General features: G+C 31.7%; 16 protein-coding genes. 11 read left to right on the forward strand and 5 right to left on the reverse strand.

The window, feature by feature from the left end; translation table 11 throughout:
* Positions 1-15: 15 nt before the first annotated feature.
* Both ybaK and AABL85_RS02855 read left to right on the forward strand, forming a co-directional pair.
* Positions 16-504 carry a Cys-tRNA(Pro) deacylase gene (gene ybaK / locus AABL85_RS02850; RefSeq protein WP_341309120.1) on the forward strand — a complete coding sequence of 163 codons (489 nt, stop codon included), beginning with the start codon at positions 16-18 and terminating at the stop codon, positions 502-504.
* A 269-nt stretch (positions 505-773) separates the two neighbouring features.
* Positions 774-1559, forward strand: coding sequence for a hypothetical protein (locus AABL85_RS02855; protein ID WP_341309121.1), 786 nt, complete (start codon positions 774-776; stop codon positions 1557-1559).
* 46 nt (positions 1560-1605) lie between these two features.
* Here the strand turns inward: AABL85_RS02855 and AABL85_RS02860 are convergent, their stop codons facing one another.
* Positions 1606-2586: a PhoH family protein gene (locus AABL85_RS02860; RefSeq protein WP_341309122.1), complete on the reverse strand. Its 981-nt coding sequence runs from the start codon at positions 2584-2586 to the stop codon at positions 1606-1608.
* Positions 2587-2682: 96 nt separating this feature from the next.
* On the opposite strand from AABL85_RS02860, the gene AABL85_RS02865 reads away from it, so the two are divergent.
* The 5 genes from AABL85_RS02865 (at position 2683) to dnaN (ending at position 7436) form a co-directional block, all read left to right on the forward strand.
* Positions 2683-3519: an SAM-dependent chlorinase/fluorinase gene (locus AABL85_RS02865; RefSeq protein ID WP_341309123.1), complete on the forward strand. Its 837-nt coding sequence runs from the start codon at positions 2683-2685 to the stop codon at positions 3517-3519.
* A 10-nt stretch (positions 3520-3529) separates the two neighbouring features.
* Complete coding sequence (locus AABL85_RS02870; RefSeq protein WP_341309124.1) at positions 3530-3826, forward strand: antibiotic biosynthesis monooxygenase family protein; 297 nt, start codon at positions 3530-3532, stop codon at positions 3824-3826.
* Positions 3827-3834: 8 nt separating this feature from the next.
* Positions 3835-4551 carry a gliding motility-associated ABC transporter permease subunit GldF gene (gldF, locus tag AABL85_RS02875; RefSeq protein ID WP_341309125.1) on the forward strand — a complete coding sequence of 239 codons (717 nt, stop codon included), beginning with the start codon at positions 3835-3837 and terminating at the stop codon, positions 4549-4551.
* Complete coding sequence (gene gldG, locus AABL85_RS02880; RefSeq protein ID WP_341309126.1) at positions 4551-6236, forward strand: gliding motility-associated ABC transporter substrate-binding protein GldG; 1686 nt, start codon at positions 4551-4553, stop codon at positions 6234-6236. The genes gldF and gldG overlap by 1 nt, the downstream gene beginning before the upstream one ends.
* Positions 6237-6317: 81 nt before the next feature.
* Complete coding sequence (gene dnaN, locus AABL85_RS02885; RefSeq protein ID WP_006259025.1) at positions 6318-7436, forward strand: DNA polymerase III subunit beta; 1119 nt, start codon at positions 6318-6320, stop codon at positions 7434-7436.
* A 137-nt stretch (positions 7437-7573) separates the two neighbouring features.
* On the opposite strand, the gene AABL85_RS02890 is transcribed toward dnaN, so the two are convergent.
* Together AABL85_RS02890 and AABL85_RS02895 are read right to left on the reverse strand one after the other, a co-directional pair.
* Positions 7574-7795, reverse strand: a complete 222-nt coding sequence (locus tag AABL85_RS02890; RefSeq protein WP_341309127.1) for a hypothetical protein — start codon at positions 7793-7795, stop codon at positions 7574-7576.
* A gap of 160 nt (positions 7796-7955) precedes the next feature.
* Positions 7956-8459: a hypothetical protein gene (locus AABL85_RS02895; protein WP_341309128.1), complete on the reverse strand. Its 504-nt coding sequence runs from the start codon at positions 8457-8459 to the stop codon at positions 7956-7958.
* A gap of 350 nt (positions 8460-8809) precedes the next feature.
* Here AABL85_RS02895 and AABL85_RS02900 point away from each other — a divergent pair, with 350 nt between their 5' ends.
* From AABL85_RS02900 to AABL85_RS02915, 4 genes are all read left to right on the forward strand, one after another.
* Positions 8810-9550: a sensor histidine kinase gene (locus tag AABL85_RS02900; protein WP_341309129.1), complete on the forward strand. Its 741-nt coding sequence runs from the start codon at positions 8810-8812 to the stop codon at positions 9548-9550.
* On the forward strand, positions 9516-10226 hold the full coding sequence (locus AABL85_RS02905; protein WP_341309130.1) for a LytR/AlgR family response regulator transcription factor: 711 nt from the start codon (positions 9516-9518) through the stop codon (positions 10224-10226). Before AABL85_RS02900 ends, AABL85_RS02905 begins: the two co-directional genes overlap by 35 nt.
* A gap of 110 nt (positions 10227-10336) precedes the next feature.
* A complete protein-coding gene (locus tag AABL85_RS02910) occupies positions 10337-12604 on the forward strand; it encodes a cation:proton antiporter (protein WP_341309131.1) in 2268 nt (755 codons plus the stop codon).
* Positions 12605-12778: 174 nt separating this feature from the next.
* Complete coding sequence (locus AABL85_RS02915) at positions 12779-14269, forward strand: hypothetical protein (RefSeq protein WP_341309132.1); 1491 nt, start codon at positions 12779-12781, stop codon at positions 14267-14269.
* A 23-nt stretch (positions 14270-14292) separates the two neighbouring features.
* Here the strand turns inward: AABL85_RS02915 and AABL85_RS02920 are convergent, their stop codons facing one another.
* Complete coding sequence (locus tag AABL85_RS02920) at positions 14293-14706, reverse strand: EamA family transporter (protein WP_341309133.1); 414 nt, start codon at positions 14704-14706, stop codon at positions 14293-14295.
* Between the two features lie 9 nt (positions 14707-14715).
* Entirely contained in the window at positions 14716-16044 is a 1329-nt protein-coding gene (locus AABL85_RS02925; protein WP_341309134.1) for a hypothetical protein, read from the reverse strand.
* Positions 16045-16061: the final 17 nt, after the last annotated feature.

Consider the following 16061-nt stretch of genomic DNA (forward strand, 5'->3'; position numbering starts at 1 on the left):
TATTATAATAAGAGAATGAGTAAAAAGGTAGCGAAGACTAATGCTTTACGTATATTAGATAGTAAGAAGACAAATTATGAGATGTATGAGTATGATATTTCTGACGAGCTAATAGATGGTAAATCTGTCTGTGAAAAGTTAGGAATATCCGAATTAGAGTCTTTAAAGACTTTAGTAGCTCATGGTAAAGGGAGTGCGATATATGTTTTTGTGGTTTCTATTAACAGTGAATTAGATTTAAAAAAAGCAGCGAATATCTGTGGAGAGAAGAAGATTGAAATGTTGGCTGTAAAGGATCTGTTAGGAATAACAGGATATATTAGAGGAGGGTGTTCTCCTATTGGGATGAAAAAATTGTATCCAACATTTATAGACGAGAAAGTTAAAAGTCTAGAGACTATTTATGTTAGTGGAGGAAGAAAAGGATTAAGTATAGGTATTAAGCCAAGTGATTTGGCAAAGGTTGTGAATGGACAGTTCGGCGATATTGTTAAAATCTGTTGATAATTAACGGGTTATCTAATTAATTGTTGTGAAATTCTAATAAAATAGCTAGTCCAATCTGTGTACTTTTATTAATGTTTTGTTATAATTATGACAATCGATGACAATTGAAATGAAGTTTAATTATTGTTGTTGTATCTTTGCAAGGACAAATAAGATGAAAGTTTAAAGAATGTAGTCATTCAGAGTTAAATTAATACTAAAAGAGAGTGAATAATTCTTTTTAGAAGGTAGTAGGATTTATCTTTGCATACTGTAAAATTGAAAATATGATATTGGCGTTAACTGTTTCGTTGTTTCCTTCTTGTGGGGTAGATCAATCTAAAGAAAAAAGCTTTAAAGAAGCTAGTAATAAACAGATTGATTTATTGAGTAAGAATGATTTAGATGGTACTTTTTTTAAAGCAGTAGCTCAAGATTTACCACAGGTAGTATCAATAGGGAAAAAAGGAATTGTTTATTCAAGTACAAAACCTAACCAGAAGATAATTTTTCCATTTGTAGAGCCACTAGTTGATGGTGAATCTAGAATATATAAGTCTTATACGAAGCACGAGGAAATAGAGATTGTGATTTATGAAGATGAGACTGCGAAGGACTTTGCTGATGGTAGATTTGATCACTCTGTAGCAGTACGTTTAATCAAGAAGCATGAGGGGGTGGATGATGAAGTGATAGATTTTGCTTGTTTTGGACATTACTTATATACTGAGAAGCTATCAGGTAACTGGATTTTTCAGTCTTATGAAGATAAGAGAGTGGAAGAATTAGGAATTAATCAGATCCCAATGATTTGTATTGATATTAATACGCGAAGTTTCTCAGGAAGCGGTGGTAATCATATGATTTATGGCGATGTTAGATGTGAAGGGGATTCTATCTTTTTTAAAGTAGTACTATCTCCTGAGTATGTGACAGAGATGTATCAAAAAGAGAAGGAACTTTTGGCTGTATTGGACAGTTGTGATCGCTTTGAACTTAAGGATGATTACTTGTACTTATACGAAGAAGGAAAGCAAAAGCTTATGTTCTTAAGGGATACATACAATATGTAGAATAACTGTATTGAAATAAATAATAAAAAAATGGAAGGTTAAATATTTAACCTTCCATTTTTTTTAGTTCATCTATAGACATTTTATCTGGTCTTTCTTCGATAGTTTTATAAGCATCTACGATTTTCTTTACTAATCTGTGGCGGACAATATCTTTGTCATCTAAATATAGCATTCCGATTCCGTCTACATCTCTTAGTATATACAGGGCTTCTTTTAGTCCTGAGGATACTTTGCGTGGTAGGTCTATCTGACCTGGATCTCCTGTGATGATAAATTTTGCGTTTTTACCCATACGAGTCAGAAACATTTTCATTTGCGAATGAGTTGTATTCTGAGCTTCATCTAATATCACAAAAGCATTGTCTAATGTACGTCCACGCATAAAAGCTAATGGTGCAATCTGAATAACACCTTTGAGGATATAGTCATCTAATGTCTGTGGAGGTAACATATCTCTAAGTGCATCATAGAGAGGTTGCATATAGGGATCAAGCTTTTCTTTCATATCACCAGGAAGGAAACCAAGGTTTTCTCCTGCTTCAACCGCTGGTCTAGTCAGTATAATTCTTTTTACTTCCTTGTTTTTTAAGGCACGTACAGCTAAAGCTACTCCCGTGTAGGTCTTACCTGTTCCTGCAGGCCCTATTGCAAAGACCATGTCGTTCTTTTCTACAAATTTAACCAGTTTTTGTTGGTTAGGTGTGATTGCTTTTATTAGTTTTCCAGATACACCATGTACAAGGATGTCATCTGTAGGAAGAGAAGGAGGAGCGCTGTCTTGGACTAATCTTTCGATAATGTTTTCATCAATGCGATTGTACCTAACAAAATATTTGACTAATCGGTCAAAGCTTTTCTCAAATTCATCTAAAATTTCTGGATCTCCATAAATCTTAAGGACTGATCCTCTCGTCACAATTTTAATCTTCGGATATAATTTTTTAAGTATATCTAAATGAGTGTCTTGTGGACCCCAAAAATCTTTAGGGCTAAAATCTGTTAATTCTATTATCCTTTCGTTCAATACCTGTAGAGTTAATTAAAAAAAATAATCTAATTTTGTATATTCAAATCTACTATAAAAAAATCATTTTTCTTAAAAATATATTGAAAAATAATAATGCAGAGAATAATTACACTAACGACAGATTTTGGATACCGAGACCACTATGTAGGAGCTTTGAAAGGGAAGATCTATTCGAATATCATTGGCTGTAATTTAGTTGATATCTCACACGAAATAAGTAAATACAATACCGAGGACGCAGGATTCGTTATCGGAGCAGCATATAACCAATTTCCCAAAGGTACTATTCATATTATCGCAGTTGATGCTTCTATTACAGATTATACAAAGGCAATTTGCGTAGAATTTGATGGACATTACTTCATTACTGCAGATAATGGAATCGTAAGTATTATATTAGGAGAGGAAGATTTCGATAAAGCAATACAGATTAATCATGATGGAATGATGAAGTCAAACGACATATTTGTGTATTGTGCATATCAATTAAACGAAGGCCGTCAATTAGAAGAAATAGGAGTGGTGATCGACTCTATATACAATCCTAATAGATTGGCAACGAATGTGGTTCTAAATAAAAATAAAATAACAGGTAAGGTTATCTATGAGGATTCTTATGGTAATCTAGTTACTAATATTCACAGAAGTGATTATGAGGTAGTGTCAGAAGGTAGGGAGTTTGCCATTCGTGTTAAGAATTATCGAATCAATCGTATAAATGATTATTTTGCAGACTTTAAACTTAATGATCGAGCGACATTAAAAGAAAGAGCTGGAGAGTTGGTAGCTATATTTAATGATATAGACTTATTGACTATCGCACTTTTTTATTCAAAGCCTGATACACCTGGGGGGACTCCACGAAAATTAATGAATCTTCAATTGAATGATACGATTGTCATTGAATTTGATTCTGAGACACAATATTAAAATTAAAAATATGTTTATAAGAATTGTAAAGCTGACCTTGCTTGAAAATAAGGTAAATGATTTTTTAGAGCATTTTGATACAATTAAGGATAAAGTTAGACATTATCCTGGTTGTCAATTCTTAGAGGTATATCGCGATAGAGTGCATTCTAATATCTTTTTTACATATAGTTATTGGGAAGATGAAAGTGATCTAGAATCTTATAAAAAGTCAGAAATTTTCGGTGAGATATGGCCTTATACAAAAACTTTGTTCAAAGATAAAGCAGAGGCTTGGAGTGTGGATAAAGTAGTTACTCTTAAATAGATATTTTTATGAAGGCAATCAGTCTTAGAGAAATTAGAGCTTTTTTTAGCTCATTGACAGGTTATCTAGTTATCATTTTATTTTTAGTGATTAATGGTGCCTTACTTTGGCTTTTGGATGGAGAGTATAATATATTGCAAAGTGGTTTTGCAGATTTATCTCCATTCTTTTATTTGGCACCTTGGGTATTGATATTTTTAATTCCAGCGGTGAGTATGCGAAGTTTCTCAGAAGAGATTAAGAACGGAACGATAGAGCTGTTATTGACCAAGCCTTTATCTGTTTGGCAGATAGTACTGGGAAAGTATCTTGGAATATTTACATTAATAGTGATGGCTATTATACCTACTATTGTATATGTATTTATATTAAAAGGCATTGTGTTAGAAGGGCAATCTATTGATTATAATAGTATTATAGGTTCATTTATAGGGCTGTTATTCTTGGTGAGTTGTTACGTTTCTATGGGAGTACTTGCTTCTTCATTGACAGAAAGTCAAATCGTTGCGTTTATAGTAGGAGTGGTGATGTGTTTATTCTTTTCATTGGGAATAGATATGTTAGCGGGCTTATTTGGCGAGTGGTTTGAGAGAATAGGAATTCTATATCACTTTAGAAGTATTTCAAAAGGAGTTCTAGATACAAGAGATTTGATTTATTTCGGATCTATGACTGTTTTGTGTTTAGGGATAACGGTCTTTAAAATTAAAACACTGCGCAAATAATGAAAAAGTTTCAAAAAAGAGATATAAAGCTACTGGTTCAATTGCTTGTTGTTTTAGTAGTAATAAATGTAATCAGCGCTTTAACCTATAAGCGTTTTGATTTTACTCAGGATAAGAGATATACGCTTTCTAAAAGCACAGAAAACATAGTCGATAATGTTCAGGAATTACTAATAGTAGATGTGTTTTTAAAGGGCAATTTTCCTTTAGAATTTAGAAGGTTACAGAATGAAACAAAACAATTACTTGAAGAAATCCAATCAAGAAATAACAATATTAAATTTAGGTTTATAGATCCAAATGAAGAAGGAGCTAATAAGGCCGAAACTATAGAACAATTATATGATTATGGTTTAAAGCCAGTGACGATTACTGTGACAGATAAAGGAGCACAGAGTCAGCAATTAGTTTTTCCATGGGCATTAGTGAGTCAAGGGGAAAAGGTTGCTAGAGTACAGTTGTTAAAGAATATGATGGGGGCGAATACAGAAGAAAAGGTGATTTCGTCTGTACAGCATTTAGAATATGCTCTAGCTGAGGCTATAAGTAAAGTAACAATAGAGAAGAGTAAGAAAATAGCTATTTTAAAGGGAAATGGAGAGTTAGATGATGCTTATATAGCAGACTTTCTGATGACTTTACGAGAGACTTATCACTTAGCGCCTTTTACGTTAGATAATGTTTCTAATGAGCCTCAAAAGACTTTAGATCAATTAAAAGAATTCGATTTGGCGATTATTGCTAAGCCAACAAAAGCTTTTACTGAAGAACAAGTAGGAGTGTTAGATCAGTTTGTTATGAATGGTGGTAAGACTATGTGGTTGTTAGATCAGGTTCAGGCAGATTTTGATAGTTTGCGTTCGAATGGAACTATGTTAGCTTATAATAAAGATCAGAGTTTAGGAGAATTACTTTTTAGATATGGTATACGTATCAACCCAGTATTAGTAAAAGATGAAATTAGTACTAAAATTAAATTAGCATCAGGTAGGCAAGGAAGTGAAACAGTATATACAGATTTCTTATGGAAGTTTGCACCATTTGTTTATCCAGATACAGATCATCCGATTGTAAAGAATATTGAAGGAGTGAAGTATGATTTTGCTTCTCCTATAGATACGCTAAAAAATGGAGTTAAGAAGACCATTTTAGCTAAATCATCAAAATATTCTAGTTTAGTAGGTGTTCCTGGTGAAATTAGTTTTAATGTTTTAAAGGAGGAGGTTACTCCTGAATTTTATGAAGGTAAGGGAAGTTATATCTTAGGTGTTTTATTAGAAGGAGAATTTCCCTCAGTTTTTAAGAATAGAGTATTACCTTTTGCGATAGACAAACCACTTTCAGAGAGTAAACAGACACAGATGATCGTGATTTCTGACGGAGATATTATCAGAAATCAGTTAGACGATAAAGGAATTCCATTAGAGCTTGGTTATGATAAATGGACAAATATGCTTTATGGAAATAAAGAGTTGTTAGTAAATTCTGTAAACTATCTTTTAGATGACACAGGGCTTATTAATTTGAGAACCAAAGAGGTTAAGATTCCGATGTTAGACAAACTTAGTGTAGAACGAGCATATACATCGATTCAAATGAAAGTATTAGTGATACCGATAGTTTTGGTCGTAGTTTTTGGAAGTTTATTTATTGTGATAAGAAAACGTAAATTCAATAAAAAGTAACGTAATAATCCTTTTATTATTGGTAATAATCGGATATATTTGTAACTGTAAAAGTATTTTTACATATAAAACAATTATAGTATGAAGTTTATAGTATCGAGTTCCTACTTGTTAAAGCAATTACAAGTTCTAGGTAGTGTAATAAACAGTAGTAATACCTTACATATCTTAGATAACTTCTTATTTGAGTTAGATAATAATGTATTAAAGGTATCTGCTTCAGATTTAGAAACTACAATGTCTGCTACTTTAGAAATTGAATCTACAAGTCAAGGAAGTATAGCTGTTCCTGCAAAGTTGTTGTTGGAAACACTAAAGACATTCCCTGAGCAGCCATTGACTTTTTCAGTTAAGGAAAACAATACCATTGAAATTAGTTCAGACGTAGGAAAATACGTGTTAGCGTATGCACAAGGAGATGAGTTCCCTAAGGCTGAATCATTAGAAGATCCTTCTAGAACAGAAGTACCAGCAGGAGTTTTAGCAACAGCTATTAGTAAAACTATATTCGCTGCAGGTAATGATGATTTACGTCCTGTAATGTCAGGAGTATTCTTTCAATTCTCTCCTTCAGGATTAATCTTTGTGGCTACGGATGCACATAAATTAGTAAAATATTCTCGTACTGATATCGTTTCTTCTAACGAAGCTAGCTTTATCATGCCTAAGAAGCCGCTTAATATTCTTAAGAGTATCTTAATGGCTTTAGGAGCGGATGTAGTTATAGAGTTTAATGAATCTAATGCACAATTCTCTTTTGAGAATTACACTTTAACTTGTCGTTTGATTGATGGAAAATATCCAAATTATGAGGCAGTTATTCCTAAAGAGAATCCTAATAAGCTTTTAATCAATAGAACACAGTTTTTGAGTTCTGTAAGACGTGTTTCTATTTATGCTAATAAAACAACACATCAAATAAGATTAAAAGTTGCTGGTACAGAATTAAATATATCTGCTGAAGATATTGATTATTCTAATAAAGCAGATGAGCGTCTTACTTGTGATTATCAAGGAGATGATATGCAAATCGGATTTAATTCTAGATTCTTATTAGAGATGTTGAATAACTTGCAGTCTGATGATATTTTATTAGAGATGTCACTACCTAATAGAGCTGGAATCTTAACACCTGTAGATGGTTTAGAAGATGGTGAAACAGTGACTATGTTGGTAATGCCTGTAATGCTTAATAGTTAAAAAATAAGCTCAATAATATATTAAGCCTCTCTTCAGTTAGAAGGGAGGTTTTTTTGTTTCTACTGATCGATGATATTAACTAAGTATATTTAGTTGAATTTAAATATGGCAAAGCTTTGAGTATCTTGGAAAAGTAATTAGGTTATACGTTTAGCGATATACTGTGTAATACCCCAAATAAAATAGGTGAATGTCAATAAGGTAATTATAGAGGAGAATACGGTGAGGCTAAGTGCTACACCAAAGATGTAATCTAGATCTGTATGAATATATTGAACCAAGTAGTCTATTGCTAAACTATTAAAGTAGATTGAGACAGATAAAGTAATTATCTGAATGATAAAAAGAGGCGATTTCATAATAATAAGTATTTATCTAGAAAACCGCTAAGATTATACCAAGATTCAGATCATGTTTGAATAGAGATACTCTAATGCTAGATACTTTGAAAAGTATACTAAATAATCTGAGTACAGTAAAAAGTATTTGTTGTTTTGTTGTTTGTGAGTTTGGCTTTGGCTAGATTAGTACTTCTGTAGTTGTATTTGAGTACAGATTAGCATCTAATGTATTGTTGTGTCCTAATGTAGGGATTCCTAATAGCTTTTTTAAGCTATTGAGATTTCTCATGATATCTAATCCATTTTTTTGACTTTTATCTTCTAGAGAAGAAACTTGTAGTGCTATAATGTCATGTATTTCATAGGTCTTATAATTTAAAAGTTCTTGTTCATTGATTTGGAATAAGATCTTTATTTTGTTTAAGTCTTGTAGATGATCTTCTGTAAGATGCCCTACTGAATTTAATATTTCTAGTTTAATATCTACAAATAAATTTATTAGTGCTTTCTTAATACTTAAAATATTCTCTATTTGGTTATTCTCTAGCATACCATAGAAACCAATCGGAGTGATTGTTTTTTGTGTTAGGTAGGAAAGTATATAATTAGTGGTGTTTTTACTTTCCTTTTTGGCATTGAGATTCGTTAAGTGATTTTGCAAATCAGATTTGAATACTATCATGTTATGGTGTTTTTATTTGATTTATTATATCAGCTAAGATAATTAATATTGTTAAAATAATGGTTTATTTTTATTTATTTAGTTTGTTTTTAGAATTCAATATTGAAATGTGATTAGTTTTGTTGATTATGGGTTATAATGTTTGATTTTTATATTATTTAAATAATAGCTTAGATTTATATGTTAATTATATATTGTAATTTTTAGTCAGTATACTGTTATAGTGTTTCTTCAGTATTAAATAAAAGTTTTTTTATCCGTATTAGGGTTAAAACGACTTAATGGAATCTATAGATTATGATATTATGAAGTCGATTTATTTTTTTAGATTTGTTTAAAAATCGGAATAGATGAAAGCTTTTCTAGTAATAGTAATTATTTTATTGATAGTAGCCATCGTTTGCTTAGTATACTTAATCATACAGAATAATAAGAAGCGATTAGAATTAGAAAAAGAAAAGTATCTTTTTGATTCTAAGATGCGATATTTACAGTTAGAAAATCTTGAGTCTAGGTTAGATCCGCATTTGTTTAAGAATATTCTGAACTCTATCCAATCTCATGCTTATCAGACTTATTATGCTCTCGATAAAATGGCAGGAGTGTTAGATTATATTTTATATGATAGTCAAAGAAAGATGGTTACTCTTAAAGAAGAGCACGAATTTGCCCTACGTCTTATCGATATCAATAAGATTAAGTTAAATCCTCTTTTTAGGCTTGATATAAGGTCCAATATAGGAGAGGGAGAGGTGTTTTATACGGAAGAATTAATAGCACCTCTTATATGTGTAGAATTGATAGAGAATGCATTTAAGCATGCGGACTTGGCTAGTACAGATGCCTTTATTTCTATTTTATTTAAATTGAAGAATGGACATTTTGATCTACTGGTTTCTAATAAAAAGTCTCGTATGAAAACCTTACACAAGGAAAAAGGAGGATATGGACTTACTGCTTTGAATAAGCGACTTGAATTAATATATGGGACTGCCTATAAGCTAGAAAAAAACGAAGATGATCATATTTACTCTACGCACTTAAAAATTAACCTACATGACTTCAAAACTAAAATGCATATTGCTCGATGATGAACTTTTAGGACTAAAGTATCTAAAAATGTTATGTGAGCAAATAGAGGAAATAGAAATCGTAAGGGCTTATAATGATCCAGCAGTCTTTTTAGAGGAAGTACCACATCAAGACTTCGATGTTGTTATCTTAGATATTAATATGCCTGGATTAGACGGGCTTAGTGTAGCACAGCTGCTACCCAATAAGGGAGTGATCTTTGTGACAGCTTATAAGGAATATGCATTAGAAGCTTTTGAGATAGAAGCGATAGACTATATCGCTAAACCAATTAAGAAAGAGAGACTTCACAAAGCTGTATTAAAGGCAATGCGCCAGTATAAACCGGTGGATGAAATTACTTTTATTACAATAAATTCTAACAAAGGAAAAGCACTGATTTATTTCTCAGATATACTTTATATCACTGTTAATGAGATGGACAGTAGAGATAAGGATGTATACTTAGAAAACAATCAAGTAGTTGTAGCTAAAAATATATCTCTAGATAAGTTCGTTTCTGTTTTGCCTAGTACAAAGTTTTGTCGTATCAATAAAGGAGAATTAATTGCTTTGCGTATTGTTCGTTTTTTTAGTCATGACGAGATAACTACTACATTAAAAGGAATGGATGGAAAGCCCCTAGAGTTAACACTTGGGATGACTTATAAAACTGATTTCTTAGAAAAGATATAAAATTCATTACAGAAAAATACACTTTCATTACAACTTGGTAGCCTTTGGATTCATTCTTGCTATATACAAATATTATTATGAAGATGTTTGTGATGTAAAAAGTAAGTAGTATGTCAAAGTTTAAAAATTCTCTTTTATATTTCTTTATTATTGGTGGCTGTTCAGCCTTAATGTATTGGGTGGTATCTAAAGGAGTTAAATTAGAATCCAATGTTGTTAAAGTAGTATCAGATAAAAGCATTTTTGAGAACTTCTTAGATACTATACAAGATAATCTAAACTTTCCGCTAGCCTTATTGTTAGCTCAGATAGTAACGATTGTCTTAGTAGCTAGGGTATTTGGGTGGATATGTAAAAAGATAGGACAACCTTCTGTAATTGGAGAAATTATAGCAGGTATTGCATTAGGGCCATCTTTTGTAGGAGCTTATTTTCCTGAGTTTTCGGAAGCTTTATTTCCTGAGCATTCATTAGGCAATTTAAGTTTTTTAAGTCAGATAGGATTAATTCTCTTCATGTTTGTCATTGGAATGGAATTAGATCTAAAAGTGTTAAAGAATAAAGCGCATGATGCTGTTCTGATTAGTCATGCTAGTATTATTATTCCCTTTGCTTTAGGGATGACCCTTGCTTATTATATATTTACATCTTTTGCACCAGAAGGGGTAGAGTTTTTATCTTTTGGATTATTCTTAGGAATTTCGATGAGTATTACTGCTTTTCCTGTATTGGCACGTATTGTTCAGGAGCGAGGTTTACAAAAGACACGTTTAGGAACTATCGTGATTACCTGTGCAGCAGCAGACGATATTACAGCTTGGTGTTTATTAGCGGCTGTAATTGCAATTGTACAAGCAGGAAGTTTTGCGAGCTCACTATATATTATGGCTTTAGCTATTATCTATGTAATTGTGATGCTAAAGTTAGTAAAACCTTTTTTGGCACGCATAGCTAAGTATCAACCAACGAGTAACATGTTTTCTAAGGGAACAGTTGCTATATTTTTATTGACTTTAATTATTTCTTCTTATTGTACTGAGGTAATCGGTATTCATGCCTTATTTGGAGCTTTTATGACAGGAGCTGTAATGCCTGATAATATGAAGATTAGAAATATTTTTATTGAAAAAGTAGAAGATGTTGCTGTAGTTTTATTCTTGCCTTTATTTTTTGTTTATACAGGATTACGTACCGAAATAGGTCTTTTAAACGAACTGTATTTATGGAAAGTAACAGGTGTGATTATTTTAGTGGCTACAGTAGGTAAATTTGTAGGTAGTGCTTTAACTGCCAAGATAGTAGGAATCTCCTGGAAAGATAGTTTAACGATAGGGGCACTGATGAATACTAGGGGCTTAATGGAATTGATTGTATTAAATATTGGATTTGATCTAGGTGTGTTGACAGGAGAAGTATTTGCCATGATGGTGATTATGGCTTTAGCAACTACTTTTATGACAGGTCCAGTATTAGATTTGATTGCAAAAATATTTGGTCCTTTGGGAGATGATGAAGTAAAAACAGTTACTCCTAATTTAGGAAAATATCAAGTATCTCTTTTCTTTGAAGATAAGATAAGTCTAGTGCCATTAATGAGATTAGCTAGTAGTTTTGTAGGAAAAAATAATGCAGATACAGGAATTACAGCGATGCACTTAGTAGATAGTATTGAAGTAAATGCTTTTACTTCTACGGAGTATGAGAATGAAATTTTTGAAGCAGTACAAGAAGAAGCCACAGCTTTAGATCAAGAAGTGCAAACCTATTATAAAGTGTCAAATGATATTGAGAGTGATGTAGTCAATGTAGTTAATGAACAAGTCAGTGACTTATTGTTAATCGAGGTAGGATATTCTATTTATAGAGGGTCTTTGTTAGGAAATATTCTAGGGTTTACCACTCGTATTATTAACCCAGATGTGCTATTAAATAAAGTGACAGGAAAAGAGAAATTCTTCGAAAACTCTTGGTTTAATGCTAGAACTCAGCAGATTCTTAATCGATCTAAAGTGCCAGTAGGAATATTTATTAATAAGGACTTTGATAAGGTTGAACAAATATTTTTACCTGTTTTTTCTAAACAAGATTTGAAGTTATTAAGTTATGCTCAGAAGTGGATTCGCAATAGTGAAGCTCAGATTACTGTGTTAGATGCAACAGGACAATTAGAGAGCTACCCGGAGTTTAAAGAACAGATTAGATTGATTGAGCAGTTTAAACCTAACCATATTCGTATTGTAAGTGTAAAAGAAGTAAATAATGAGTTTATCAAAGATTTTAACCTTATGTTGATTAGTTTAGAAAGCTGGAAAACATTAGTAGAAGAACGAAAGACATGGCTAAATAGCGCACCATCTATGTTGTTGATTCAACTTTAGTAATTGTTGAGTGTTTTTATATTAATTTGTGGTACTGCTCTCTGTCCAGGGAGCAGTTTTTTTGTAGTGAATACAGATATTAATGAATGGTATTACCTTACTGTTTAGTGTGAAATATGTGATTAACCTCAAAATTATTTAATATCTTCACATAGACATTGTAGGTTTTAAGGTATGATAGATATAGAAACAAGTATTCATGATGCTTACTCAGTAGAAGTAAAGGTGGGTTTTAAGACAAAGAAGATAGGCCAGACCGCTGAGTTTGATATTAACACCTGGTTTTTTATTCCTAATAGTCTAGATATAAATGCCTCTACTTATACAAAAAATCAATTTTATTCAGATGTTAAGTCTAAGGTTAGATTTATTACGCCTATATATCTTTTAAAAGAAATTGTTGATAATGGAGCAGTTCCATTAAACAATTTGCGTTCTGCTTTAAATGATGTGTTGCAAGCGAAAGAAAATTGTCCAGATCTAGTAATGGAGTATGAATTTCAATTGAAGATGTTCATGGCTATTTTTAGAAGTGCAGTAAGAAACCATTTAGCGGAGATCAGAAAGTGTTTTACTACTGATGATCTAGAAGTAAGATGTCTTGAGTTTGCTTCAGCAGTAGAGAATATCTCTATTCAGTTTAGAGGCTTAAGACCATTGTTAGTTGATGTAGAAGAAGGAAGTGAGACTAGAACCTATTATGATTTTGCAGACGAATACTTATCTTATGCTATAATGCATCAGGTTTTTGGCTTTTTAGAACTGCTAGAGGGAGAACAATATAATTTGTCTGAAAAAGTGCATCAGCATTTAATTGGATTGATAACTCGAGAGAAAGAATATATGAAGATACACGACTATCTTGATATTAAAAAAGGGGATAGAGAGAATAATCAAAAGGTAGTCTACAGACACACTATGCTAGATAAATATATAGAGTCCGATTTATCTCTAATTTCCAATAAGAGAAAAGATGAAGATGGAGTGATAGCACAACAGATTTACTATAGTTTAGCAGCGGGATTGTCTATGATTTTTGCAACTATTATTGCTTTCTCTTTTCAACAGAAATATGGTAATTTCACAATGCCTCTATTTGTAGCTTTAGTAATAAGTTATATGTTGAAAGATCGTATTAAAGAGCTTATGCGTTATTATTTTATAGGAAAATTAGGAGGAAAGTATTTTGACAATAAAACTAATATTAGTGTAAAGGATCAGAAGATAGGATGGATAAAAGAGTCTGTAGACTTTATAGCGGAAGAAAAAGTACCAGAAGAAGTGTTGAGTCTACGCGATCGTTCAGCGCTGTTAGAGATAGAGAATAAAATTCATAATGAGAAGATTATGCTGTATAGAAAGAAAGTACATCTAGATAATAAAAAGGCTATCAAGGAGAGTACGTATGCTTTTGACGGTATTAATGATATTATTCATTTTAATCTAACTCGACTTACCCAAAGAATGAATAATCCTTATGTGACAGTATATACTTTAGGTGAAAATGATTTAATAGGCGTACCAGAGAGAATATTAGCAGATAAGATTTATTACCTTAACTTTATAGTACAAATAAAGCATGAAAATATAGTAGAGTACAAGCGATTTAGAATTGTATGTAAGCGTACAGGTATTGAAATGATACAAGAGCTTTCTTTGACTTAATAGATAATTCAAAGAAAGCTCTTTTATAAGATTAGAACCAGTGTACCACCTACGATTAGGCATCCACCGATAACAGTTTTAAGATCCATTGGCTCTTTTAGAAATATGAAAGAAATAATCATCACAAAGACAATACTTAGTTTATCTATTGGAGCTACTTTCGACACAGGACCTGACTCTAAAGCTTTAAAATAAAATATCCACGATAATCCAGTTGCAATACCTGAAGCAATTAAGAAGATTAAATTAGATTTACTCAACTCTTTCATTCCCTTAAAATCGCTATTAGCAATGACTATTCCCCAGGCTAATACTAAGACTACACTAGTGCGTATAGCTGTTGCTAGATTGCCATTAATTCCTTTTACTCCTACTTTTGATAATATTGCAGTTAAAGCTGCAAATATAGCAGATAGTAAAGCGTAGTATTTCCACATAATTTTATTTTATAAATAACCATCTAGAGGGCACTGCATAGGCACCGGAATATCTCTTTTTATTTGGTCTTCAAATTTGTTCAAATCTACACTTTTTGAAGTAAATATGTTTATAATTTCCATATTACTTCCATTTAGTTGAATACTTAGTTTAGAATCTATACTGCCATCACTTTTTTCTAAAGTTTGTATATACATATACTTGACCTCTTCTAGAGGAAGTATGTGAGCATATTGGTCATCAGAGAAGCCTATTTCATCATTATTATCATCTACCCAAATAAAGGGCTTGTTTTGAGATATTTCCTGTATAAAGGTAGGTACTCTATAGATATGTGCTGTTTCTTTATAACTCTGTATATCCAGTGTTATATTACCTGATAGAGTAGTACAATTTACTATAGATAACTTCAGTATGTATTCTGGGTAAACGACAGTATTTAAATATTCTTTTAAATTGGTGATTAAAAAAAATACTTTATTATTAGCAGCATCTAACTCTACAGGGTAAGCATTAGAAAAATAAAACTCTAGATATTCAGTCCTAACTTTTGTGCTAAGTATCATTGTTTTATCTTCCTCTGAATCAATAGAAGCATTAGTTAAACTTTTGTTTTCTAATAAGGCATTTTTTAAAAAAGTGTACGGTTTACCAAGTACCTGTTCGTATTCACAGTAAGAAAAGTAATTACTCACAGGAATATTTTTTCGATGACAATCATAGAAGTTGAAATCGTTTAAAACTAAATTGCCTATTCTTACAGGAACCTTGAATGAGTATTTGACTAAATCATCTTCATTAGAGGGCTTAGTGATAATGACCTCGTCTAATGCAATTACATCTTCATACGGTGTTTCCCATGATATAAAAGTCTTCGCTTGATTCTGTAATTCATAACCTTGCAAGATCGTATCAGCATAGTTGCCTACTTCTAATACTTTACAGTTACTAGGGTTTTTTCTTGCCCATACAAACATATTTCTTTCACAACTAAAAGTTTCTTCAAATATAGTTAATAGGACTGGGTTAAAGCTTAGTTTTTCAGCAAGTTGCAGAAAAGTAGGAAGAAAATTTACTGATGATGTAGGGATATGACTATTGTACTTCCCTGCTATAAACAGCAAAGGTCTATTGTTTATACAAGTAAAGTATAAAACTTGTATGTCATCGATATTTTGGAAACAATTGTAATAAGATATTTTGTTTCTACTTATTAGTTGATTATCAAGTATAAAAACAGCATTGTCATAATCTTGTAAAGTCAAAAAATCTAATGGCGGATTGTTTATTTCTTTGTTGTTTTTTCTTTTTCGAAAAAGTTTTAAATACTTAATCATAGATTTGGAGAGAGAGA

Origin of the sequence: Myroides odoratimimus, from assembly GCF_038039805.1 — a bacterium.
Classification (GTDB): Bacteria; Bacteroidota; Bacteroidia; order Flavobacteriales; family Flavobacteriaceae; genus Flavobacterium; species Flavobacterium odoratimimum_B.

Excerpts from the sequence above, each read along its gene's own strand:
- ybaK (WP_341309120.1), top strand. The coding sequence starts at position 16 with ATGAGTAAAAAGGTAGCGAAGACTAATGCTTTACGTATATTAGATAGT.
- AABL85_RS02855 (WP_341309121.1), top strand. The coding sequence starts at position 774 with ATGATATTGGCGTTAACTGTTTCGTTGTTTCCTTCTTGTGGGGTAGAT.
- AABL85_RS02865 (WP_341309123.1), top strand. The coding sequence starts at position 2,683 with ATGCAGAGAATAATTACACTAACGACAGATTTTGGATACCGAGACCAC.
- AABL85_RS02870 (WP_341309124.1), top strand. The coding sequence starts at position 3,530 with ATGTTTATAAGAATTGTAAAGCTGACCTTGCTTGAAAATAAGGTAAAT.
- gldF (WP_341309125.1), top strand. The coding sequence starts at position 3,835 with ATGAAGGCAATCAGTCTTAGAGAAATTAGAGCTTTTTTTAGCTCATTG.
- gldG (WP_341309126.1), top strand. The coding sequence starts at position 4,551 with ATGAAAAAGTTTCAAAAAAGAGATATAAAGCTACTGGTTCAATTGCTT.
- dnaN (WP_006259025.1), top strand. The coding sequence starts at position 6,318 with ATGAAGTTTATAGTATCGAGTTCCTACTTGTTAAAGCAATTACAAGTT.
- AABL85_RS02890 (WP_341309127.1), bottom strand. The coding sequence starts at position 7,795 with ATGAAATCGCCTCTTTTTATCATTCAGATAATTACTTTATCTGTCTCA.
- AABL85_RS02895 (WP_341309128.1), bottom strand. The coding sequence starts at position 8,459 with ATGATAGTATTCAAATCTGATTTGCAAAATCACTTAACGAATCTCAAT.
- AABL85_RS02900 (WP_341309129.1), top strand. The coding sequence starts at position 8,810 with ATGAAAGCTTTTCTAGTAATAGTAATTATTTTATTGATAGTAGCCATC.
- AABL85_RS02905 (WP_341309130.1), top strand. The coding sequence starts at position 9,516 with ATGACTTCAAAACTAAAATGCATATTGCTCGATGATGAACTTTTAGGA.
- AABL85_RS02910 (WP_341309131.1), top strand. The coding sequence starts at position 10,337 with ATGTCAAAGTTTAAAAATTCTCTTTTATATTTCTTTATTATTGGTGGC.
- AABL85_RS02915 (WP_341309132.1), top strand. The coding sequence starts at position 12,779 with ATGATAGATATAGAAACAAGTATTCATGATGCTTACTCAGTAGAAGTA.
- AABL85_RS02920 (WP_341309133.1), bottom strand. The coding sequence starts at position 14,706 with ATGTGGAAATACTACGCTTTACTATCTGCTATATTTGCAGCTTTAACT.
- AABL85_RS02925 (WP_341309134.1), bottom strand. The coding sequence starts at position 16,044 with ATGATTAAGTATTTAAAACTTTTTCGAAAAAGAAAAAACAACAAAGAA.